General features: G+C 66.9%; 19 protein-coding genes. 3 read left to right on the forward strand and 16 right to left on the reverse strand.

The genetic code is table 11. The features are described 5' to 3' along the window. Positions 1 to 27: 27 nt before the first annotated feature. From IPM80_23020 to IPM80_23030, 3 genes are read right to left on the reverse strand one after another with little or no spacing between them, the layout of a single operon-like run. Positions 28 to 1,188, reverse strand: a complete 1,161-nt coding sequence (locus IPM80_23020; GenBank protein ID MBK8961217.1) for a glycosyltransferase — start codon at positions 1,186 to 1,188, stop codon at positions 28 to 30. Continuing rightward, positions 1,185 to 2,471 (reverse strand): glycosyltransferase, encoded by a 1,287-nt coding sequence (locus IPM80_23025; GenBank protein ID MBK8961218.1) that lies wholly within the window; start codon positions 2,469 to 2,471, stop codon positions 1,185 to 1,187. Before IPM80_23025 ends, IPM80_23020 begins: the two co-directional genes overlap by 4 nt. Before the next feature lie 36 nt (positions 2,472 to 2,507). Next, positions 2,508 to 4,136 (reverse strand): ABC transporter ATP-binding protein, encoded by a 1,629-nt coding sequence (locus tag IPM80_23030; GenBank protein ID MBK8961219.1) that lies wholly within the window; start codon positions 4,134 to 4,136, stop codon positions 2,508 to 2,510. Between the two features lie 261 nt (positions 4,137 to 4,397). Between IPM80_23030 and IPM80_23035 the strand changes: the two genes are divergently transcribed. From IPM80_23035 to IPM80_23045, 3 genes are read left to right on the forward strand one after another with little or no spacing between them, the layout of a single operon-like run. Beyond that, a complete protein-coding gene (locus IPM80_23035; protein MBK8961220.1) occupies positions 4,398 to 5,765 on the forward strand; it encodes a glycosyltransferase family 4 protein in 1,368 nt (455 codons plus the stop codon). Positions 5,766 to 5,779: 14 nt separating this feature from the next. Continuing rightward, on the forward strand, positions 5,780 to 6,613 hold the full coding sequence (locus tag IPM80_23040; GenBank protein ID MBK8961221.1) for a class I SAM-dependent methyltransferase: 834 nt from the start codon (positions 5,780 to 5,782) through the stop codon (positions 6,611 to 6,613). Then, positions 6,610 to 7,260: a hypothetical protein gene (locus tag IPM80_23045; protein MBK8961222.1), complete on the forward strand. Its 651-nt coding sequence runs from the start codon at positions 6,610 to 6,612 to the stop codon at positions 7,258 to 7,260. The genes IPM80_23040 and IPM80_23045 overlap by 4 nt, the downstream gene beginning before the upstream one ends. Positions 7,261 to 7,320: 60 nt before the next feature. On the opposite strand, the gene IPM80_23050 is transcribed toward IPM80_23045, so the two are convergent. The 13 genes from IPM80_23050 to IPM80_23110 form a co-directional block, all read right to left on the reverse strand. After that, a complete protein-coding gene (locus IPM80_23050) occupies positions 7,321 to 8,286 on the reverse strand; it encodes a flippase-like domain-containing protein (protein ID MBK8961223.1) in 966 nt (321 codons plus the stop codon). A gap of 42 nt (positions 8,287 to 8,328) precedes the next feature. After that, positions 8,329 to 9,480, reverse strand: a complete 1,152-nt coding sequence (locus IPM80_23055) for a DegT/DnrJ/EryC1/StrS family aminotransferase (GenBank protein MBK8961224.1) — start codon at positions 9,478 to 9,480, stop codon at positions 8,329 to 8,331. Then, positions 9,477 to 11,018 (reverse strand): hypothetical protein, encoded by a 1,542-nt coding sequence (locus tag IPM80_23060; GenBank protein MBK8961225.1) that lies wholly within the window; start codon positions 11,016 to 11,018, stop codon positions 9,477 to 9,479. The genes IPM80_23055 and IPM80_23060 overlap by 4 nt, the downstream gene beginning before the upstream one ends. Further along, positions 11,002 to 11,784 carry a class I SAM-dependent methyltransferase gene (locus tag IPM80_23065; protein MBK8961226.1) on the reverse strand — a complete coding sequence of 261 codons (783 nt, stop codon included), beginning with the start codon at positions 11,782 to 11,784 and terminating at the stop codon, positions 11,002 to 11,004. Before IPM80_23065 ends, IPM80_23060 begins: the two co-directional genes overlap by 17 nt. Continuing rightward, complete coding sequence (locus tag IPM80_23070; GenBank protein MBK8961227.1) at positions 11,781 to 13,094, reverse strand: hypothetical protein; 1,314 nt, start codon at positions 13,092 to 13,094, stop codon at positions 11,781 to 11,783. Before IPM80_23070 ends, IPM80_23065 begins: the two co-directional genes overlap by 4 nt. Beyond that, complete coding sequence (locus IPM80_23075) at positions 13,091 to 14,977, reverse strand: hypothetical protein (GenBank protein MBK8961228.1); 1,887 nt, start codon at positions 14,975 to 14,977, stop codon at positions 13,091 to 13,093. Before IPM80_23075 ends, IPM80_23070 begins: the two co-directional genes overlap by 4 nt. 38 nt (positions 14,978 to 15,015) lie before the next feature. Further along, positions 15,016 to 16,890: an asparagine synthase (glutamine-hydrolyzing) gene (gene asnB, locus IPM80_23080; GenBank protein ID MBK8961229.1), complete on the reverse strand. Its 1,875-nt coding sequence runs from the start codon at positions 16,888 to 16,890 to the stop codon at positions 15,016 to 15,018. Between the two features lie 29 nt (positions 16,891 to 16,919). Further along, on the reverse strand, positions 16,920 to 17,726 hold the full coding sequence (locus IPM80_23085; protein ID MBK8961230.1) for a glycosyltransferase: 807 nt from the start codon (positions 17,724 to 17,726) through the stop codon (positions 16,920 to 16,922). A gap of 54 nt (positions 17,727 to 17,780) precedes the next feature. Continuing rightward, on the reverse strand, positions 17,781 to 18,893 hold the full coding sequence (locus IPM80_23090; GenBank protein MBK8961231.1) for a DegT/DnrJ/EryC1/StrS family aminotransferase: 1,113 nt from the start codon (positions 18,891 to 18,893) through the stop codon (positions 17,781 to 17,783). 55 nt (positions 18,894 to 18,948) lie between these two features. Next, positions 18,949 to 19,536, reverse strand: coding sequence for an N-acetyltransferase (locus IPM80_23095; protein MBK8961232.1), 588 nt, complete (start codon positions 19,534 to 19,536; stop codon positions 18,949 to 18,951). 7 nt (positions 19,537 to 19,543) lie between these two features. Then, the gene (locus IPM80_23100) at positions 19,544 to 20,608 is read right to left on the reverse strand and encodes a Gfo/Idh/MocA family oxidoreductase (protein MBK8961233.1); all 1,065 of its coding nucleotides are present in this window, start codon (positions 20,606 to 20,608) and stop codon (positions 19,544 to 19,546) included. 89 nt (positions 20,609 to 20,697) lie between these two features. After that, on the reverse strand, positions 20,698 to 21,726 hold the full coding sequence (locus IPM80_23105; protein ID MBK8961234.1) for a hypothetical protein: 1,029 nt from the start codon (positions 21,724 to 21,726) through the stop codon (positions 20,698 to 20,700). Position 21,727: 1 nt separating this feature from the next. Continuing rightward, complete coding sequence (locus IPM80_23110) at positions 21,728 to 23,089, reverse strand: MBOAT family protein (GenBank protein MBK8961235.1); 1,362 nt, start codon at positions 23,087 to 23,089, stop codon at positions 21,728 to 21,730. Between the last annotated feature and the right edge of the window lie 23 nt (positions 23,090 to 23,112).

The following is a 23,112-nucleotide window of genomic DNA, read 5'->3' on the forward strand; positions in this document are numbered from 1 at the left end:
ACCGAGCGACGCCAGCTTGGCGCGGCTTCAACATTCGGCAATCACCCAGCGCGCGATCTGGCGCCAATCGAAATTCTGCTCGGCATAGGTGCGCGCCAGCGCGCCGCGCGCCGCCAGGGCTTCGCGCCCCAACGCCACCACGCGGCGAATGACCTTGGCCAGATCGCGCGCATCGTCCGGTGTATGCGTGAACAACCAGCCGGCCGCTTCCAGTTCGACGATGCCCGGCAGGCGCGCGGCGATGACCGGCCTGCCGCAGCCCGCGTAGTCGCGCACCTTGATGGCCGACGAACCGATCTCGGCATTGCGGCCCAAGGTGTAGGGAGCGAGCGCGATGTCGAACTGGTTGATGACGGCCGGCGCATCGGCGGTCGCCACCTTGCCGAGAAAGCGCACGCTGTGTTCGAGCCCCAGGGCCCGCGCCTCGGCGCGCAGGGCGTCGGCCAGTGGGCCGTCGCCCGCAATCCAGAATTCGAGTTCGAGCTCCTCGCGCAGTTCGGCGAACGCGGCCAGCGCGGTGGCCACGCCCTGCCAGGGATTGAGCAAGCCGATGAATCCCAGCCGCAGCGGCGCGCCTGCCTCGCGTGTCACCGGCAGCACGCGAAACTTGTCGAGATCCACGCCATTGCCGACCACGAACAGGCGCTCGCGCGGTATGCCGCCCGCCACCAGCAGCTGTGCCAGGCCGTCGGTCACGCAGCGCGAACGATGCGCACAGCGCGCGGCGGCGAGCTGCGTCCAGCGTTCCAGCGCGCACATCAAGGCGCCGCCGCCACGCACGCGCCGCTCGCTGGCGGTCCAGCCGTTGTGTTCGACCACCACGCGCATGCCGAGCGCGCGCGCCAGCAGCACCTGCACGAAGCACAAGGTGGTGACACGCACGTAGAGGATGTTCATGCGCCAGCGGAGGCGCGCCTCGATGATCTTCGGCAATTGCCACAGCGCATCGAACATGCCGGGCAGGCCGAAGCGCGTGCCCGACGGCGTGACCACCGCCAGCGCGCCGAAACGCGCGACCGCCGCCGCCGCGCCGTCACGGCCCGGCGTCAGCATGCGCACCTCGTGCCCCAGGGCGACGAAATTCGTGAGCAGCGCCGACTGGTGGCCGGCATCGCCCTCGCCGCGCGCGAAGTCGACGAGGTTGCTCATCAGCACGCGCTTGGTGTCGGGGCGTGGCTTACGCGTCATCGCAAAGCCTCGTAGAGCTCGAGCAGTTTGCGACTCTGCGCCTGCCAGGCATACCGCCTGGCGATGTCGGCGAGACGCGCGGCGTCAGGACGCAGCTCGTGGCGGCGACTGTAGACCTCGCGCAGGCCGCGCGTGATGGCCGCGCTGTCGTCGCCGTCCACCAGTACACCGTTACCGACATCCTCGATGAAGCGCCGCTGCTCCGGCATGTCCGACGCACAGATCGGCAGGCCCGCGAACGTCGCTTCGAAGATCTTGTTGGGCAGCGAATACAGGTAGCTCAGGCACACGCCCTGCCCCAGCACCACCGCGACATCGGCCGAGCGGATGAAATCGATCACTTCGAAAGGCGATACCGGGTCGACCAGGTGCAAGCGCGCCGCGACGCCCGCGGCCTCGGCGCGGCGCACGAGATCGGCGGCAAAGGCCGCATCGCGGCCGCCTACGCAGGCAAGATGCAGGGCCGGCCACGCGGCCAGCGTCGGCAGCACTTCATCGACACCGCGATGCGCGGCGAGGCGCCCGACATACACCGCCAACGGTTGCGCGTCGTCGAGGCCGAGCACGGCACGCAGGCCGCGCGCGACCACGCGCTGCTCGTCGAGATTGGGGCTGTTCATCACCACCAGCGGCTCGGTGATGCGGCACTCGCGCGCGAGGTAGCGGGCGATGGAGTCCGTCACCGTGATCACGCGCGTCACGCCGTGCAGCAGGCGCGATTCCCGCCAGCCCAGCACCCAGCGCTCCAGCGTCGACAAGCCGACGCTGTGTCGTTCGAGTTCGTGCGCGTCGTAGAGCAGGCGCGCGCCGCCGCGCCGCGCGAGGCACGCGGCCGCCGGCAGGGTTTCGAGATCATGGGCGTGCACCACCGCGACCGCCTGCGCGCCGCAGCGTGCTTGCGCGGCGCGACGGATGGCACGCTGGCGCAGCAGCTTGATGACTAGGCGCAAGGGCCCGTAGTTGATCCAGCGCGGCGTACGTGGCGTCCGCGCCGCAGCAATGGGACGGGTGGTGGTGGCGCCGCTCGTCGCCGGCCCGTGGGCGCCGCGCACGCGGTTCAAAAGCGCCTGCAGCCAGGCCGGCAGCGACGCCAGGATCGACATGTCGACGCGTCGCAGCTCGACGCCATCCTGCACGGCATCGCCGAGGCGGCCGTGATCGTCATCGCACAACACGCTGACCGCGTGGCCGGCGCGACGCAGCGACTGCGCCTCTTTCAACACGCGCGTGTCGTTGACGCAGGGATTGCCGACCAGCATCAGCACCGACAGCGGCTCAGCCATGCGCAAGCATGCCTGTCGAATGCGGCGACACAGCCATCACAGCAGGTCTTCGTCCAGCGCCAGCGCCGCCGCGCCGCGCGCGGCCTGGGCCGCCGCGGCCGCGGCCTTGGCTTCGTTGATGATGGCCTGCACCGCTTTGCGGTTGGCCTCGGCCCAGGCCGGCTCGAGGCGCAACAGGCGCCCATCGGCGCGCACCAGCAGTACGTCGTCGAGGGCAGCCAGGCTGCCGGCGGTGAAGTTCGCCAGGGTGCCGCAATGCACGACCAGCGACTGCGGCGCATCGACTTCGGCGCTGGCGGTCGTCACCACCAGGCCTGCCGGCGCCGCCGGCAGCGCCGCCGTGGCGCGCGACGGCGGCGCGTCGTGCTGCAATTCCACCAGTCGATAATCGACGAAGCCGACGCGTGTCGCGACGCCCGGCACATGCAGGCTGTTCATGAGCGGCAACAGTTGCTCACGCGACGCGGCGCGCGGCAGGACCAGGCCCACGCGCTGGCCCGGCCGCCACGTGAGGCGCCGCTCGCTATCGCTTTCTGCTTCGCGCACCGTCACGTTCATGGTTTCGACCGCCGGCGTGGCGGGCGCCGCGACTGCCGCCAGCAGCAGTTGGGCGTGGCGGCTTATGACCGGGTAGAAGCGGTTGAGCGCGGTGAAGCTGCCGGCGATGTTGCGACAGCCGGTGGAGAAGTAATGCAGCGCCATCACGTAGGCCAGGAACTGCGCGATCGAGCCGCCACCGAACAGCACCTCGCGGCCCTTGATGGCCAGCACCATGCCCAGCACCACTGCCGCGCCGAGGCCCGCCACCAGCCGGCTCTGATCGATCACCAGCAGGCTGTCGTAGTAATTGCGACCGGCGCGCCCATAGGCGAGGCCGCGCAGGTGCGCGCCGAAATTGACGGGCTGCTGGCCGGCGTCCTGGTAGAGGGCCTTGATGATCTCGCCGCGCTCCTGCGCCAGCGCGCCCATCACGCCCTCCTGCTCGTGGGAAAGCTTGATGGCGTGCGCGTTGACCCAGTACAACACCACGCCCGACACCGCCAGGATGCCCAGCACGCCGAGCGTGGTGAGGATGTCGAACTTGAACAGCGCAATGAGCGCGACCACCGCCTGCAGAATTGGCACCAGCGCGCCGACGATGCGCTTGACGAAGCCCGCGCTGTAACGCGGCACCGTCACCAGCAGGCGCGCGAGCCGTGCCTTGTCGGCCACGTCGTTGATGGCCCGCATGCCCGGCACCGGCAGTCGCGCGGCGATGTCGAACACGCGCCGGCACACGTACTGCTCGTAGTCCAGCATCACGCGGAACATGTCGCTCTGGGCGCGGTACTGCACGTAGGTGGCGAGCAGCAACAGCACCGAGATCGCCGCCACGAACAGCGAGAACTCGTTGGCCGACAGCACGAAGTCGAACAGCGGCGTGTGAAATTCGGTCGGCTCGTCGTGCTCGAAGTGGCGTACCACGTAGACGATGATGCCGAGCGCGCCGACCTGCGCGCCGAGCCCGACCACGCCCAGCACCACCGACCACAGGATGGGGAACTTGAAGTGGCGCAGGCACTCGCCCAGCACCAGCGTGACGGCGGTGCGATAGGTACGCACCCGCGCCAGTTGGACGGCCAGCGCGGCGCGGCGCGCCCGCCACCAGGTGGCGATGGCGGTCATGGTGCGTGGCGCCGCCACGCGCGGGCCATGTCACCGTCAAGCAACGCGTCGTGGGGGTTGGAATGGTCGCGCAATGGACTCATTGCGACTCTGGTGCAGGCATGGGCCGCTATTGTGGCACGGCCGATGGCGGCTCTGGAACCGCGCCCCGCCCCGCAACGCGTACAATGCTTGCGGATCCGCACCGACGAACGCGACCCTGGATACCCGGCCCTGCAATCTCGAACGCTTTGCCACCACGCATCACCGGAGCCCGGCCCCGTGACGCGCGTGGTGATGGCCGTCAACAATCCCGGCAGCAATGACTATCGGGTGGTGAAGAGCGCCGAAGTGCTGGCCGCCGCCGGCTACGAAGTGATCGTGGTGGGCCTGGCCGGCGCCGGCCATGCCACGCGCGAAACGTGCAACGGTGTGCGCTACGTGCGCGTCAGCCTGCCCGCCAGTCGCCTGGCCCTGCTGCCCGACCTGGTGCCGGGCGGCACCTTGTGGTGGCAGCGCGTGCGCGCGCCGCAACGCATTCCCGACGCCGACAGCGCGCCCGTTGCGGCGGCGGCAGCAGCGACGGATATGCCGGCGCGGGGCCTGCGCGCCATGTTCACTGCCTGGCTGCGCCATCAACTGCGCGATGTGCGGCCCGCCACGTCGCCATTCAGCGTGCGCCTGCTGTTCGCCCGTTATGCGCACGCCTACCTGCCCACCCTGCTGGCCCTCGAGGCCGACGTCTACCATGCCCACGAATTGTGGATGCTGGAAAGCTGCGCGCTCGCCGCGCGTGCGAGCGGCGCGCGCCTGGTTTACGACTCCCACGAGCTCGAGCCCCATCGCAATCTCGACTGGTGCGCGGCCTCGAACGCGCGGCGCATCGCCTATGAACAACGCTACATCGCCGACGCCGATGCGGTGTTCACGGTCTCGCCCGGCGTGGCGCGCGCGCTGGAGACGACCTACCAGCTGCCGGCCGTCGGGCTGCTGCGCAATACGCCGTGGCTGGCGAAACTGCGGCCGGCGGCGCGCGGCCTGCGCACGGTGCTGGGCCTCGATGCCGACACACCGCTGGTGGTCTACACCGGCCTCATCACCCGCCATCGCGGTCTCGAACTGATGCTGGAAGCGCTCGCCCGTCTGCCGGGGTTTCATCTCGCCATGGTCGGGCGCGCCGAGCCGACCATCGCCGCCGCCCTGCAGGAGCAGGCCGCGCGGCTCGGCCTCGCGGCGCGCGTCCACGCGGTGCCGCCGGTGCCACCCGAAGAACTCATCGACTTCATCGCCAGCGCCGACGTGGCCGTGATCGCGGCGCCCGACGCCTGTCTGAGCTATCGCTATTCGCTGCCGAATAAATTGTTCGAAGCGCTGTTCGCGGGCCTGCCGCTGGTGGTTTCCGATCTCGAGGACATGCGTGATTTCGTGCTGCGGCATCGCCTCGGCCAGGTCTTCGCGCAGGGCGACGTGGCGGCGCTGGCGGCGGCGCTCGGCGATGTCATGAGCGAGCGCGAGCGCTATGTCGACGAGGCCGCGCGCCAGGACTTGTGCCAGCGTCTCAGCTTCGAACGCGAAGCGGCGGGCCTGCTGGCCGAGTACGCCCGGCTCGCGGCAAGCACACGAATCCGCGAACTGCGACCAAAACCATGACAGAAGGAAAACACATGAGTCCCAGCGTCGACGACGTGCGCAGATTCTGGCAGAACAATCCGCTGTGGAGCGGCGAATCGGCGTTCGCGGTGGGTTCGGCCGAATACTTCGCCGAGCATCGCGAGGTCTACGTCGACGACTGCTTCGCCGGCGTCATGGACGAACGCATCTTCCCTGCCGCGGGCTACCGTCAACGGGTGCTCGATCTCGGTTGCGGGCCGGGCTTCTGGACGGTGGAAATCGGTCGCCGCGGCTGCGACGAACTGTGGGCCTGCGACCTCACCGACAAGGCCATCGAACTCGCGCAGCGGCGCTGCGAAATCTACCAGTGCAAGGCCTCCTTTCGGGTCGGCAACGCCGAATCCCTGCCTTTCGACGACGGCTATTTCAGCCACGTCAATTGCCTGGGCGTGATCCACCACACGCCCGATACCGAAGCGACGGTGCGCGAGATCGCGCGCGTGCTGCGTCCGGGCGGCACCGCCAGCGTATCGGTCTACTACCGGAACATCCTGCTGCGCTGGTGGCCGGCCTTGAATTTCGCCGGACGCTGGTTACGCAAACTCGGCATCGGGCTCAAGGGCCGCGGGCGCGAGGACATGGTCGACAACCGCGATGTCGATGAAATCGTGCGGCTCTACGATGGCGCCGAAAATCCCATCGGCAAATCCTATTCGCGCCAACAGTTCATTGCCCTGCTCGAGCCGCATTTCCGCGTGCGCGAAATCTATTTCCATTTCTTTCCGGCGCGGGCCCTCGGCGTGCGTATTCCAGCCGTGCTGCACCGGTTCCTGGACCGTCATCTGCCTTTCATGATCTACGCTGCACTGGAAAAGAAAGCGCCGTGAGCCGCGCCCTGTTCGAAAGCCGCGATTCGAGTTCGCGATTCCGATTCGAAAGAATGGGCGAAACCCATGCACGGGAGGCGGCGCACACGCGGGCGCTGTCGCGCGATTTCGGTCTGTTTTCCCAAATGGACGTCGCGTTCTGGGAACTGTTCTTCACGACCATCGCGGCGGGCCCGACCACCATCGCCCATGTCGCCGTCGACCAGGACAGCGGCAAGCTGGCGGGCTACATCATAGGCACCACCGATGCCTCGAAGATGACGCGCCTGGTAGTGCAGAAGCATCCACTGCGCTTGCTGTGGTATGGACTGAAGATGCTGGTGCTTCATCCATCGCAGCTAAGGCTCGTGCTCAGGAATGTCCTGGCCCGCAAGGATCAGATCGCGATCCCCGCGCAACGATGGATCACGTGGGTGGTAGCACCCGGCTACCGGGAACATGGCGTTGGCCTGGAATTGTACAAACGACTGTGCGCCGACATGCACGCTCGCGGAGTCAGCGAGTTCTATGGCCCGGTAGACTGCGAAAACGTCGTCAGCAACAAGGCCCACGAACGGATCAAGGCCGAGAATCTTGGAACGATCATCGTCGATGGCCGAGCTCACTACTTGTGGAAGCACAGGGCCGATCTCGAGCGGGCGCAGTGAACGACGCACGTTACGCGCCGACGCCCGCGCGCGGCGACTCGTGATCCAGCCATGACGTGGCTAGTCCGACAGCCGCATTTCGTCAGGCTGCTTGACGCGGCGCCATACATCGCCTTCGCGCAGGAGGATCGCGGCCGACCACATCAAGGGCACGATGACCTGCTGCAGACGCATCACCGCCGCCACCACCACCGCTGACTCCAACTCGATACCCAGCAGGCGCTGCGCCGCAACCGCCGCCACTTCGACCGTGCCGACACCACCCGGCAACACCGGGATGCCAAAACCGAGCGTTGATGCCACGAACACCAGGCCGGACGCGCTCCATGACACGTCGTGCTCCAGAGTCATGCACATGGCGACATGCACCGCGCCCCATGACATCGCCCACGCGGCCGCGCCCATCGCCCAGATGCGCGCATCCAGGTGCACACGCGACAAAGCATGGATACGTTCGGCGAAATCGCCGAGCAATGCCCGCGCCCGGACCCAGCGCCAGCCGGCCGATGCGCGCAGCGCCAACCGCGCGACATGCGGCGACAGCCACAAGCAGCACGCGGCACCCAGTGCCGCGCCGATCGCGACCCACGCCGACGCGGCCATGCGCGCGGCCACCACCAAGGTCGTGAGCGTGGCAACGATACACAGGTCCATCAGGCGTTCGACCACCACGGCGGCCATCAAACCGCCCGTACCGTGTTCACCGCTACGCCTGAGGTACAGGGCCTTGACGAACTCCGAGGTGCGGGCCGGCAGCAGGTAATTGAGTCCAGCCGACAAGGCCACCGCGCGCGTCGCCACCAGCAAACGCACGGCCGGTGGCGCAGCAAGATGCGCGAAGCGCCAGCCGAGGATGAAATAGGCCACCACCACCAGCGGTTGCACCAGGGCAATCGCGTAGAGTTGACCGCGATGCAGACGCGCAATGGCATCCTGCACATCGAGGTCGCGCAACATCCATGCCGCCAGCGCTGCCACCAGCGTGACACTCAACAGCCGTCCGCTCCAGCGCACACCAGAATTCATGGGTGTATCCAGGCGTGTGAACGGCAACGTGCTATCGCGGCATCAACCATCGGACCAGTCGCTCGTCAGTGGAAAGTTGACGGTGTGCCGCGCATAGCGCGCCGCTTGCGGAAAGCTTTCCGGTCGCCGCCCGCCATAGGCAGGCAGTTCAGGGATGCTGTACTCGATCAATTCCCCGAGTTCGATGCCACGCTTACGCCAGCGAGTGAGCCAGCCCTGGCGGTCATCGACCAGGCACGAAAAATGGGACCAAGTCGCACCCACGTCCAGTGCGGGCAGGCGCAACAGCCCGGGCTCGTGGGCAAGGCGCGCATGCCAGGCCGCGGCGCGGCGTGCACGCGCGGCGAGTATGGCACGATGCCGAGCCAGTTGGGCGCGGCCGACGCGCGCCTCGATCGGGCTCATGGCCTGCAGGTGATCGGATGGCATGTCGATGAGGTCGGGCTGGTAGTAGCGTACGAAGCGATCGAGCAGGCCCAAGTCCTTCAGGCGCGCGACCAGGCTGTAGGCCCACGGGTGAAAAGCCGGCAGCACGGCGGCCAGATACACCGCGCGCCGCAACCCCTTGGCCACGCCTGCCGGGGCGAGTTCCCGCTCGCGCGCGCCGCGGATGGCATCGGCCAGGCGATCATCGTCGGTGGTCAGCATGCCGCCGAAAATCGAGGTCAGCAGCTTGCTGATGTTGAGCCCGAAGATGGCGAAATCGCCGGCGGACTGCACCGCGCGGCCGCGCCAACGCGCGTCGAAACTGTGCGCGCAGTCCTGGATCATGAGTACGCCGGGGTGGGTCGCGCGCAATACATCGAGGCGGTCCAGATCCACCGGGTGGCCGAACAGGCTGGTGGCGATGATTGCGCCGGTGCGCGGCGTGATGGCCGCCTCGACCGCGCCGAGATCCATGTTGAAGTCATCGGCACCGCTGTCGACGAAGATCGGAATGTTGCCGCTCTGCACGATGGCATGCGCAACCACCACGCAGGTATAGGCAGGACAGATCACTTCCCGGCCGCCGCCCAGCAAGGCGCGCAGCGCGATGCTGAGGGCCGAACGTCCATAGGAAAAAGCGATCGCGTGGCGCTGCCCCATGCTCGCGGCGAAGGCACGTTCGTAGCGCGCGACGTCGTCAGCGCCCGGCCAGTGCAGGGCCGCGCCCACCTCCGCCCAACCGAGTAGCGGATGGATTCGCGGGATCACGCGTCGTCGCCTCGCTGCCAGTACCCCTGGCTGGCCATGTGAATGACCGTGAATGGCCGGCCCTGTTCGACCCGCGTCAACGACGGGCCGGCGCTGTCCTGGTCGTCCACGCAGAAGCTCGGACGCAAGCGCACGACGCGGCGATTGCGCGTCGCGAGTGGCGCGGGGGCGCCCATCAGCAGTGCCGCGAGGCGCCGCTTGACCCATTCACGCAGCGGGCGCCAACGCATGAGCGTCACATTGAGGATGCGCAGCACGATCATCTCGACGGGCTGGAATTGGCTGTGATGCAAGCGGGTGAGCGGCGCATCGACGAGCACTTCCTGTGCCGTGATCTCGACGACGTTGTCGCGGCGATAGTGTTGAGTGGTGGACAGCCGGCCGTCGGCGTCGCGCATCACCACACCGGCGTCGACAAACAGCGACCCATCATTGCCGCTGCGCACCACCACCCCTCCCTTGTGGGTGGCCACCACCGTGTAGGCCTCGGCATCGCCATCGAACAGCAATCCGGCGTCGGGAAACCAGCGCCGCATGTGCGGCTGCTCGCACGGCAGTGCGGGCACCGTGGCATACGCCCCACGCTCTGCGCAGAGCTGCGCCGCCCACGCATAGCCGTTGAACCAGGGTGCGAGATTGCCGGCATCGATGGATGCCAGGGTCACGCAGCTCTGCCGTGCTATGGCCTTGCGCGCGAAGACCGCGAGCGCGGCAGCCTGGGGCATGTCCGCCGCCAGGAACTCGAAACCAGCCGGCTGCAGGAAGCGGGTATTGCGGCTGCCGTAAAGTCCACCGAAGGATCCGTCCCGGTGCGCGCAGTGCACGAGAAAATCCAGCGAACGAGCCAGCGACTCGCGCAATCCCCAGTGCGGACGGCGGCGATGGACGTCGGCCAGGTAGCAGGTGGCGAGGCTCTGATAGCCGGCATCGGCGCCGTCGTACTCCCGGTACCAACCTTCGTGCGACTGCCAGCCGAGCACCCGCGCCAGCAGCGCCTGTGCGCGCTGCTCGCTCGCCCCCGGCACCGCGTCGTGCCATGCGCACAGCGCCGCGACCGCGGTCAGAACGTGATTGCTGATACAGCCATGGGTCTCATCGGCGCGCATGAGATAGCCAATCAGGGGTTCGACCCGCGCCAGGCAGCGTTCGCGCATCGCCGCTGACCAGTGCGCGTCCAATTGCTCACGCGCCACCAGCAGATCATAGGCAACCAGCGCGGTCACGCAGAACGAGCCTTCGTAGGGGAACGCCTCCTCGAGGCTGCCGTCGGCGCGCGTCAGCCGCGCGACCGCGTCGACCGCCTCGTCGATGCGTTCGATGACCGACGCGCCGCGTACGCCCTCCGGCAGCAGTCCGGCGGCGACCAGTCGCGCGAGGCCGTGGACCGCGCCCTGCGGCGTGGCGTTGAAGAAATCGATGGTCTTCCACGCCCACGCGTTGCGATCCCCGAGTCCACGACTCGCGCGCAGCGCATCGCGGTCGAAACTCGCCAGCAGCCGCGGCAAGGCGGCGTGGACTGCGTCAAGATAGGGATTCATCGCGCTCGAGCACGAACGACACGACGAGGTTGATATCTACCGACGGCACGCGCAGCGGCCACCACGACAAGCTGACCGTCGCGAAATCAATGGCGAGTTCGTCGAGCACGGTATCGGCGAAATTGGGGTGTTCCCAACAGATGATCTTGTCCGGGTCGATGTCGGTATGGCGCAGGAACCAGCGCCGACTGGTGAGCATGCGTCCGAGGCCCCAGGCCAGCCCGTCTTCGCAGGGGATTGCGCCGGCCACCACGCCCCCGGCCGCCAGCAGACGCCGCAACTCCGCGCGGACCGGCGCAAAAGGGTACATATGCTCGAAGGAGTAGAACGATAGGATGACATCGAACGCGCCGTCGTCGAATGGCCAGCGCGGGTTGTCGCGCGTCCACAATACGCGCTCGGCTTCGATACCAAGCGCGGCGAGCTTATCGGCGCCCTTGTCCAGCATCGTCTCGCTGACATCGAACAAGGTGTAACTGGCCGGCCGCCCCTGCCAGTGCACATGGTGGCGAATGTCACCGGCGCCGATTTCCAGCACCCGGCGTCCCTGCAACGGCACATTGCGCATCACGCGGTAACCGGCGTCGTTGACGCGCAGCCCGACGCCACTGCGTTGATTGCTGGCGTAGAACGCCGGAATGCTCGTCAGCCAACGCTGCCAATCGGCATCATCGTGGCGCACCACCAGACCGTGGCGCAGGCGATCCCCGAACAGCGGCCGCGCCATGATTTGCGGCAGATGGTGCGCAAAGGCCTTGAACTTCATGCCGCCTCTCGCATCCCGTCGAGCACGGCCTGGTACCCCCCCTGCCAACCGTAATCGCGGTTGAATACCTGCTGATGCCAGATGACCGCGGCTTCGCCACGGGTGTCACGCAACTCGCGCAACCAATGGCCTATCGCCGCCACACGCCTGCATTCGCTCAGCTGCGCGTAGTCATAGAACTGCGAATCCATCATGACGGTTGGTGTTACCTGGAAGCCGCGGGTGGCCTGCATGTCGAATGGTTGGAACGTCAGCGCAGCCCCCAGACGAAATGCGGGCCGGTCATTGAAGGCGACGGTGAAATCGTGGCGCAGGCCCGCACGGGCTTGCGCTGACCAACTATGTTGCCATGAAAATCGCAGCCAATGCTGACGCACCGCGGCCACCTGCGCGCCGCTCAGCGCTTCCAGGTTCGCGCGTTCGCGGGCCAGAGCGGCGGCATCGCGCCACGCGCCGAACGAAGGATGCAGCCCGATGGCGGCGCCGCGCTCACGCACCAGCGCCACCGCACGTGCCAGCGACTTGCTGTGACCATGATAGGCAGGATCGACCAATTGCAGGTGCGGACTACGCAGTCCGCGATCGCGTGCATGAAAGAAAAACATCGACTGCACGCCGGCCGCCTCTTCCAGGGCGAAGATGCGCTCGAAGCACCAATAGGACTCGCGTGAGGTGAGCACCCTCGTGAACTGGCGGGCACGCGCGGCGGCGGCGGCAAAGTCGCCATCACGCAGGGCCCGCAGCGCGTTGTAGGCCTGGAACATCGACTGTTTGAGGCGGATGGACGTGGTCTTGGCCAGGGCATCGACGTCGTGGGTGAGGATCACGCGCGCGCCGGGCAGTTCGCCGAACAAGCTGACCTCGTCGCGATCTGCGCGCCGCGCAGCCCAGCGGCGCAGGAACAGCGCGATGCGATTGACCCAGGCGTGCTGCCACAGCCTCTCATCCCAGGCCGCCAGGCGCCCGGCATAGGAATGCAGCGGTCCATGGCGCGTTTCATGGGCGCGCTCGGCCGCGGCATCGAGATACCACGCGGCTGCGCCCAGCCAGTCGCAGCGTTGCCACGCGTGCGGCTGGTCGCCGTCGACCAACGCTGCGACCGGCACCAGCACGCCTCCCGCCACGCCGATATCCCGCGCCCAGTCCGGCAGCGTCACCTCGCAGACCCGCGGCGCGGCCGCTTCTGGCGGCATCTCGGCCACGGCCATGGGGAGTTGTGAAATTAACTCGGCATGCCCCGGCCAGTAACGCTGCAGGGCGGTGCGCAGCCAGACTCGGCGTGCCGCGGTATTCGATTCGAAAGCGCTCACGGCGCGCCGACCGCCAGCACCATGAATTTCTTGTTCTGGTACACGACAGGAAGCTCTGAATGGTTGGCCGGCGTCCGTCGCATTACGAAATAATCGACCCCCCAGTCCCGCGCCAGCATGCGTCGCCACTCGTCATCGGCTTGATAGAAACGCGCCTGGGCATCTCGACCGAGGCGCGCGGCGCCCTGCTTGATGCCGAGATAGTCGTCCACCGAAAGACCGAGCAGGGCCAGGCGTTCAACGCCACGCTGCCACCAGTCACGGCGCGAATTGTAGGCCCAGTTGTGCGCCCAATCGCGCACGTTGCCGAAGCTGCTGCGGCGCGAATAATCGCTCCAGCCGTAGTAGATGGTCGGGTCGACGAAAAACAGCGCCGTGGCGGGCGTGTGTTCGCGGGCCCATCGCTGCGCATCGAGGTAGTCCGCGCCGTCCGCCGCCGCTCCGCTGCCGGGTATGTCGTGCTTTACCCACGCGAGGCAGCCAAGCGCGAGCGTCACCACCAGCACGCACGCGCGCTGATCGACGCGGCGCCGCGCGACCCACAAGAGCAACAGCGCGATTGCCAGCGGCACGCCCCACTGCGGTTCCTTGAGCAAAGGCTTCACACCCGTGTAACCACTCGAGGTCCAGGCCGCGCCGTGGCCGGACAAGACATAGCCCAGGCTGACCAGCACCGGCACTGCCGCCACCCAGCGCCCCGACCATCGCCGCCAGGCATCACTGCGCGCGCGATTGAGCCAGCCGTGCAAGGCGAGCTGCGCACTCGGCGCGCCCGGCCCCCAGGTCGGCGCGAACAACAGGCACGTCGCGGGCAGCGCCCGCCACAGGGGCAGCGAGGTCATGGCATGCCACCAGCCCGCAACGGCGTAGATCACCGCAATCGACAACATCATGTCAGCGCCGCGGTGCAGTGCGAGTTTGATGAGGGTGGTACTCCAGCGCTGTTCCGAAGCCACCACCGCCAGCAACGTCATGACGCCCAGCACCGCCATCACGGCGCCGATCTCGCCCCGCCAGCGGCGCGGCCTGGTCGCCGGATGAAGCCAGGTCAGGGCCCCCGCCGCCAGCAAGGTGATGAACGGCACCAGGTAGCGGTCATGGGTCTCGAGGAACACGCCGTTCAGCATCGGGTACCAATGGAAATTGAACAGGCGCGTCCACGCGTACCACACCTCGTCGGGCACGGGATCGCTGAACAGCGCGCCGGGCTGGTGGAAACCAAGCATCCAGGCAGCGCTGACCACCATGAAGCCGAGCGCGGCGCGCGCAATGCGCAGGCGTTCGCCAGGCCGCCAGCGCATTGCCGCGACTGCCGCCACGCACATGGCGCCAATCGCGCCGAGTATCACGTGGCTGACCGTTGCCACCGACAGCCATGCGGCCGATTTGCCCCAGCGCCCACGCAAGCAGGCGATCAGCGCCATGTTGCGAGCGATCTCGGCGAAGGTATAGAACTGCCCCTCGAAGAACGGCGTGCCGAAACGACTCAGACTGACATTTCGCAGCGATGAGGCGATGGCGAGCATGGCAATCGCGACCGCCAGCGACAACGGCGCGTCGTCGAGCAGATTCTGGCTGAGACGCACATAGCACCAGGCGAGACCGATGATCTCCAGGGCGATGACCGCGTAGACCAGCGCATCCGGTTCGATACCGAGGTGACGGTAGGCCAGCAGGTAGACCCACATCACCGCCGAGCGCTCGTAGCCTTCGGTGCCGTTGGGGAGATTCTTGGCGAAGTCGGCGGGATGTTCGTGTACGTAAGTCCATCCGATCGGCGAATAGCCTCGATATGCGGTCTCCGGCGCATACCAATGCCAGCGCTGGGCAATACAGGCGAGGACCACCACCGCCAACGCCGCGAGCGGCAGGGTTCGACGCATGAAGAGCGGAGACGGCGACGCCTCCGGCCGCATACCGTTCACCGCGCGCGATCCACGAACTGCTGGTGCCACAGTTCGAGGCACAGCGCGCCCCACAGCTGACGGCCGAAGGGACGCTCGTGGTCGACGAGCGTCGCCAAAGCCTCGGGGCGGAACAGGCCACGTTGGCGACTTGCCGTACCCAACAGCACATCGCGCACGAAGTCACGCACCGGCCCGCCTTTCAACCATTCATTGAGCGGCACCGGAAAGCCCATCTTGTCCTGACGCCCGACGATGCTCGCCGGCAACAGGTTGCGCGCGGCGCGCTTCAAGACATGCTTGCTGGTGCCGTGCGCGAACTTGATGGCTGGCGGCATGCGTGCGACCAGTTCAGCGATGCGCGTGTCGAGCAAGGGCACGCGCGCCTCGATGGACACCGCCATGCTCACCCGGTCCTCGACCTGCAACAAGGCGGGCAGAAAGGTCGCCTGGTCGAAATGCGTCATCTTGTTGATGTAGGAGCGGGTCTGTGGATCATTGAACACCGCCTGGAACTCGGCGAACACTTCGTCGCGGTCTATCCGCGCGCGTGCCTCGTCGGTGAGCAGGTGATCCATGTCGCTGCCGCGGTCGATGAGCCGGAAATAGCGCGAATCCATCGGCGCGAACAGGCCATCGCGCCAGAAATGCTGCAACAGCGGCTCGTAGCCGCGCAACATCGGCAGATTCTCGATCACCGTCGCCAGGGTGACGACGTTCCTGCCCTCTTCCTGGGTGCCATACATCGCGCCTTTCAACGCCTGCTCGAGGTAACCAATCAGATAGCGCGTGTAGCCGCCAAACAACTCAGCGCCGCCCTGTCCGCCAAGAACCACCTTGACGAAGCCAGCCGCGAGCCGGCTGACCATGGCCTGGGGAAACACGCCGGGCCCGGCCAGGGGTTCGTCCAGCATGTACATCAGGCGCGGCATCTCATCGACGAACTGTTGCGCGCTGGGCGTGACCTGCTCGAGGGGCGCACCGATGGCAGCGGCGACCATCTGCGCCCAGTGCGACTCGTCGTAGGCGTCACCAACATCGAAGCGACCGTGGAACAAGGGCAGCGGCGCGCCCGTCTGGCGCGCCGCCAGGCAGGCGACGACACTCGAATCGATGCCACCGGAGGCATAAGCGCCGAGCGGCACGTCGCTACGGATCTGCAGACGCGCGCTGTCACTCAGCAACGCGCCGAGCTCCTCGACGTAGCTGTCGGCCGCGCGCGTTTCATCCACTTCGTAGTTCAAGCGCCAATATTGCGCTTCGTGCTCGATGCGATGGCCCTGCCCTCGGACATAAGTGCCAGCCATGACCTGGCGGACACCGGCGAACAGGGTGCGGCCAGCCAGGCAGTATTGAAACGTCAAATATTCCTGCAACGCGGCCCACTGCATGCGCGGCTGCATGTGCGGATGCGCCCACAGCGCCTTGATCTCCGACGCGAACAACAGGCCATCGGGCACCTCGCTCAGGTACAGCGGCTTGATGCCGAACGGATCGCGGGCCAGTAGCCAGGTGCCATCCAGGCGGTCGAAGAACGCGAGGGCGAACATGCCGTTCAGGCGCGGCAGCGCGGCGCTGCCGTAGCGCATGAGCATGGTCAACAGCACTTCGGTGTCGGAGTTGGTGACGAAGCGCTCACCCAGCGCCTCGAGCTCGGCGCGCAATTCCAAGTAATTGTAGATTTCACCATTGAACGAGAGCACGTATCGCTGATCGCGACTGTGCATGGGCTGAGCGCCGCCCTCGACGTCAATGATGGCCAGCCGGACGTGACCAATGGCAGCCCGCGCGTCGATGAACGCGCCCTCGCCATCGGGCCCTCGATGGCGAATACGCTCGGACATGCGCGCCACGAGCTCGCGCCTCCCGTCGCCGCAGGAGGTTCCGAACATACCGACGATTCCGCACATGGATGCGCGACTCAGCCGTGATGCTGACGCCAGCGATTCTTCCGGCTCTGCTGCCGCCAGCCGCCCCAGGGCCAGTGATAAAGCACGGCCATCACCAGGTAGCCAAGCGTGGTCACGCTGCTGACCATCTTGCTGCTGCTCAGCTTCTGGTCGTAGCGCAGCATCATCGCGACCTCGCCGAACCTCGCTCCAAGCAGCGACAGCTTGACCAGCTTCTCGAGCGTGCCGGTAAATCCGAGGCCTTTGAGCTGAATGAAGTTGTTGCCGAACTCCGCGATGGCGAGCTGGATGATACGCGCGCGGTAGGCGCGAAAACCCGATGAGTAATCGTGCACGCCCTGCATCGGGAAGAAGACTTTCATGAACAGGTTGGCGGCGCGACTGATCAGCGCGCGATAGGCGTTCACACCGCTCTGGCCGCCGCCCGGCTGGAAGCGCGAGCCGATGACGACATCGACATCGCCCACGGCCAGGCGCTTGAGCATGGTTTCCACCACGCTGGGGTCGTGCGTATCGTCGCAGTCCATGCGCACGATGACGTCTTCGGGTGCGGCCAGTTCGGCGGCACGCTCAAACAGGTCACGTGCCGTTTCACCGAGCCCGCGATTGACGCGATGGGTCAATACTTCCATCGGATATTGCGCCGCCAAGGCTGCCGCCACCGTACCGGTGGCGTCCGAGCTGCCATCATCGGCAACGATGATGAGGAACGGATTACCGAGGCGGGTCAACACCGCCGCGAACTTCGGTATGAGTATGGGCAGCGCTGCTTCCTCGTTGTAGGCGGGAAGCAGCACGTAGATCTTCGATTGCTGCATGGTCAGGTCCAGACTCGTCGCGATGCCCGCGGCGCGCACCGCGGCCTGCCTGCGCTACACACTGGCGACCGCCGCCACCACCGCGCCGACGATGGTGTCGAGCTCGGCGTCCGTCAGGAACGGGTGCATGGGCAGGCTCATGACGCGCTCGGCGGTGCGCTCGGAAATCGGAAAGCTGCCGCGCGCGCCGAGATTCATGTTGGCGAACACCGGCTGCAGGTGCAGCGGCACCGGGTAGTGCACGGCGGTCGGAATGCCGGCCGCGCCGAGCTTGTCGATGACCGCGTCGCGCTGCTCGACCTGCACGGTGTACTGCGCATACACGCAGGTGTTGTGCGGCTCGATGTAAGGCGTGGTGAAGTGCGGGCCGGCGGCCTCGAAGCGCGCGCTGTAGGCAGCGCCCAGGCGCTCGCGGGCGGCGACTTCGTCCGGGAAGCTGTCGAACTTGGCGAGCAGGATGGCGGCCTGCAGGGTATCGAGGCGACCGTTCACGCCCAGCAGCGGGTGGTGGTAGCGACGGTCCTGGCCATGCACGCGGATCTCGCGCATGCGCTTGGCGAGCGTCGCGTCGGCCGTGAACAGCGCGCCGCCGTCGCCATAGCAGCCGAGCGGCTTGCTGGGGAAGAAGCTCGTGCAGGCGATGGTGCTGAGGCCACAGGAACGGCGGCCCTTGTAGGTGGCGCCGAAACTCTGCGCGGCGTCTTCGATGACCGCCAGCTTGTGGGCGCTGGCGATGGCGTTGATCTCGTCCATCGCCGCGCATTGACCATAGAGACTGACCGGCATGATGGCGCGCGTGCGCGGCGTGATGGCCGCCTCGATTTTGGCCGGGTCGAGGTTGTAGGTACGGGGGTCGATGTCGACGAACACCGGCTTGGCGCCGATGAGCGCGATCATCTCGGCGGTGGCGATGAAGGTGAACGGCGAGGTGATGACTTCGTCGTCACGGCCGATGTCGAGCGCCATCATCGCGATCATCAGCGCTTCACTGCCGTTGGACACGCCGATGCAATGCTCGACCCCCACGTATGCGGCCAGGCGCTGCTCGAGCTCGGCAATTTCGGGGCCCATGATGTAGCGGCCGTGATCGAGCACGCGCTGGATGCGCTCGTCGATGGCGCCCTTCAGGTGCTGGTACTGGGTCTTGAGATCGATGAATTCCATCATTGCTCCATCGGTCGCGGCGGCTGGCCGTGACCGCGTTGACTTGTCGAGCGCGGCCTCAGGCCGCGCTTTCCACATGCACGCGCCCGGCGCGGAGCACGTAGCGCTCGCCGCTGTGGGGGCAGACGCATGCGCCGTCGCCGCTCTTCGGCAGATCCAGGCGTTCGCCGAAACGACTCATCCAGCCGAGCAGACGCCCCGGCACGCCGCCGATCAGGGCGAAATCCGGCACGTCCTCGCGCACCACCGCACCGGCGGCGATGAAGGCATAGGCGCCGACCGTCACCCCGCACACGATGGTGCAATTGGCACCGAGCGTGGCGCCACGCTTCACCAGGGTGTCGCGGTATTCGTCCTTGCGCGAGATCTCGGCGCGCGGATTGTAGACATTGGTGAACACCATGCTCGGCCCGCAGAACACGCCTTCTTCCAACGTGACGTTGTCGTAGACCGACACGTTGTTCTGGATCTTGCAGTTGTCGCCGATGCTGACGCGGTTGCCGACGTAGACGTTCTGTCCGAGTGAACAGTCGCGGCCGATGCGCGCGCCGGCGCTGACGTGCACCCAGTGCCAGATGCGCGTGCCTGCGCCTATGCGGGCGCCGTCATCGACGATGGCGGTGGCATGTACCGTGGAATCGCTCATGGCGGGCTCAGTACTCGAGCGGCAAGGACACGCGTCGGCCGTCGCGCGCCGAGGTGTAGATGGCAATCAGGGTTTCGAGTGAGCGCAGGCCTTCGCGCCCGTCGGTCTCGGGCCTGGCCTCGCCGCGGATGGTGCTGATGACGTTGTTGTAATAGACCGGGTGGCCGACGCCGTACACCGAAGTCGGGCTGTAGTTGGCGTCGGTGACGGCGGCATCGTCGTCCTCGGCCTCGGCGAATTCCCAATGCTTGATTTCGTTGACCGCCACGCCGCCCACCACCGCCGTGCCCTTCTCGCCCAGCACCGTGATCGAGCCTTCGAGATTGCGTGGATAGGTGAGCATGGTGACGTTGACCGAGCCCAGCGCGCCCGAGCGCCACTTGATGTTGGCCACGCCGGTGTCTTCGACCTCGATGTTGCGTTCGAGCGTCGCGGTATAGGCATGCACGCTTTCGATGGGACCGACCAGCCAGTCCAGGAGGTCGACGTAATGGCTGGCCTGGTTCATGAACGCGCCACCGTCGAATTCCCAGGTGCCGCGCCATTGCGCCTGGTCGTAGTAGTCCTGCGGGCGCGTCCAGAACACGTTGACGTTGACCATGTAGATGCGCCCGAAACGGCGCTGCACGAAGGCGCGCTTCAGGCGCTGCAGGGTCGGGTTCAAGCGATTCTGCTTGACCACGAACAGGTGCACGCCCTGCTCGTCGCAGGTCGCAACCATGCGCTTGCCGTCGGCGAGGCGCGTCGCCATCGGCTTCTCGGTCACCACGTGGCGACCGGCGCGGGCGATGTCCATGGCGTGCTGCGGATGCAGGCCGCTGGGCGTGCACAGCACTGCCACGTCGGCTTCGGAATGGGCCAGCAGATCGGGAATCGAGTAGTAACCCGGCACCCCGTGGCGGGCGCTGGCGGCCTGCGCCAGCTGCGGGTCGGTGTCGCACACCGCCACCAGTTCGGCGCGTTCGCGATGGGCGGCAAGCGCATCGAAATGGCGGTCGGAGATCCGCCCGCAGCCGACCACCGCGAAACGGATGCGACGGTCGTTGATGATGTACGGTGCTCGGTATTCCATAGTGCTGCTCACGTGGCGCCCAATCCGCTAGATATTGTGCCACGCGAGGCCTGCGAGGGCGACCTGTCGTGGCACCGGCCGTGGGGCGCTCAGGGTTGGGGGCGCTGGCGCACCTCGGCATGGCCCGACGGCGGGCGGCGCCCGGCCACCAGGGCCGCGATATCGGTTTCCAGCAGGCGCGCCACCGGACGGGTGGTATGCACCGCGTCCCAGAAGTTGCCGTCGTCGCGGGTCAGGGCCGAGACCTGCATGTAATCGAGCGTGCGCAGGTTCGGCAGATCGGCCAGCAAGGCCGCGCTGCGGCCTTTGCATTCGGCGATGTTGCTCGCCATGTTCTCGAGGTAATGGCGGTGCACCGGTGGGTAGATCAGCACGATGGCGGTGTCGGCCGGCACCGATTTCAGCAGGGCGTGCAGCCGCGGCAACCACGGGTACTGCCAGTCGGGGCGCGACAGGCTGGGCTCGGTATCGCTGCTGGCGTCACGCGCGCGGCGGCTGGCGTACAGGCGTTTGTGCACGGCCTTGGCGTCGTAACGGCCGAAGTCACGGGTGAAGTCGCGGTAGCCGTCCAGCCGGTACTTGGCCTCGCGTTTGCCACGCAGCAGTTCCAGCATGCGCACCGCGTCTTCCAGGGCCTTGTCGTTGAACAGGTACAAAAGGTCGTTCCACGGCTCATCGTCGTACATCCACTCCGGAAAGGCGCGGAAGGTGTAATTACCGGCGTCAGGGTCGCGGTTGCACCAGCTGCCATCGTTGCCCAGCACCACCAGTCGCGGGCGCGGATGATGGCGCAGGAACACTTCGAGAATGCGCGCCTGCTCGTAGGGCGTGGCGGAATTCATGGCGAGGTTGACGAAGCGCGCGCCGAGCTGGGCGTCGAGCTCACGCGGGTCGAGCAGGCGCATGGTCGAGGTGCCGATGACGGCGCTGTCGAAATCCTGCAGGCGGGCCAGGGCCGGGTAGGCGAAGCGCTGGTTGGTCGATACCGGCGCACGCGGCAGGGCCGGCGAGAACGGCACGTCCATGTAGGGGTCGAGCACCAGGATGAAGCCATAGGCCAGCGCGCCCAGCAGCGCCGAGCCCCACAGCAACACGCGAATGTAGCGCGACCAGGCCATCTCAGAATTGGAAGTAGATGAATTCGATGCCGCGGCCCTGGCCGACGCGCAACACCGTCACCAGCAGCACCAGCGCCAAGGGCAGGGCCATGAGCGGACGGTAGGGCCACGCGCGGCGCGACAGTTCCAGGTTGGTCGGACCGAAGATGGCCAGCGCCGCCGCCAGCGCGAGCAAGGGCCAGCCGTCGTCGTCCGCCGCCCCGCTGCCGCCCTGCCCGGCCATGGCGGACAGCACGCGCGCGGCGACCTGGAAATCATCGGCACGAAACAGCACCCAGCCGGCCACCACGAACAACATGGTCAAGGCCCAGGCCAGCGGCGCCGGCAGGCTGATACCGCGCCCCATCCACCAGCGGTTGCAGCACACCGCCACGCCGTGCAGTCCGCCCCAGGCAATGAAGGTCCAGCCGGCACCGTGCCACAGGCCGCACAACAACATGGTGCCGAGCGACGCGGCGTAGGCGCGCACCGCGCCGGCGCGGCTGCCGCCCAGGGGAATGTAGAGATAGTCGCGCAGGAAACGCGACAGCGTCATGTGCCAGCGCCGCCAGAATTCGCGAATGCTCTGCGCGCGATACGGCGCGTCGAAGTTGATGGGCAGAGTCAGGCCGAACATGCCGGCAAGGCCGAGCGCCATGTCCGAGTAGCCCGAAAAATCGAAATAAAGCTGCAACGAATAGGCGAGCGCCGCCTGCCAGGCCAGCGCCACGCCGGGCGCGGCGGCGGCGAAACCGCCATCCGCGTAGGGCGCGAGCTGGTCGGCCAGCCACACTTTCTTGATGAGGCCGAGCACGAACAGCAACAGGCCACGGGCCACCAGCTCACGATCGATGTGGCGCGCCACCAGCGCCGCGAACTGTGGAATGAGTTCGTGGTGCCGAATGATGGGGCCGGCGATGAGATGCGGGAAAAAACACACGTAGCAGGCAAAGTCGAGGAAGTCGTATTCCGCCGCCTGACCGCGCCGCACGTCGAGCAGGTAGGAGACCTGCTGGAAGGTGAAGAAACTGACCCCGAGCGGCAACACGATGGGCCACGGCGTGAACGGTTCGCCGAACAGTTCGAGCACGCTGGCGGCCAGGAAATTGGTGTATTTGAACACCGCCAGCACGCCGAGATTGAACGCGACGCCGCCCCAGATGAGGCCATCGCGGGGCGCGCGCCGGAAGGCCTGGGCGATGGACCAGTTGACGACGCCGGTGAACATGAGCAGCGGCAGGAAGCGCACGTCCCACCAGCTGTAGAACACCAGCGAGGAGATCAGCAGCACCCACAGGCGCGCGCGAGCGGTGGCCGCGAGGTGATAGGCCAGGGCCGTCAGCGGCAGGAAGACCAGCAGGAACAGTTGCGTGGTGAAGAGCATGGGCGCGCATCTTACCCTGTCGC

This window comes from Pseudomonadota bacterium, assembly GCA_016719885.1.
In the GTDB taxonomy this organism is placed as follows: Bacteria; Pseudomonadota; Gammaproteobacteria.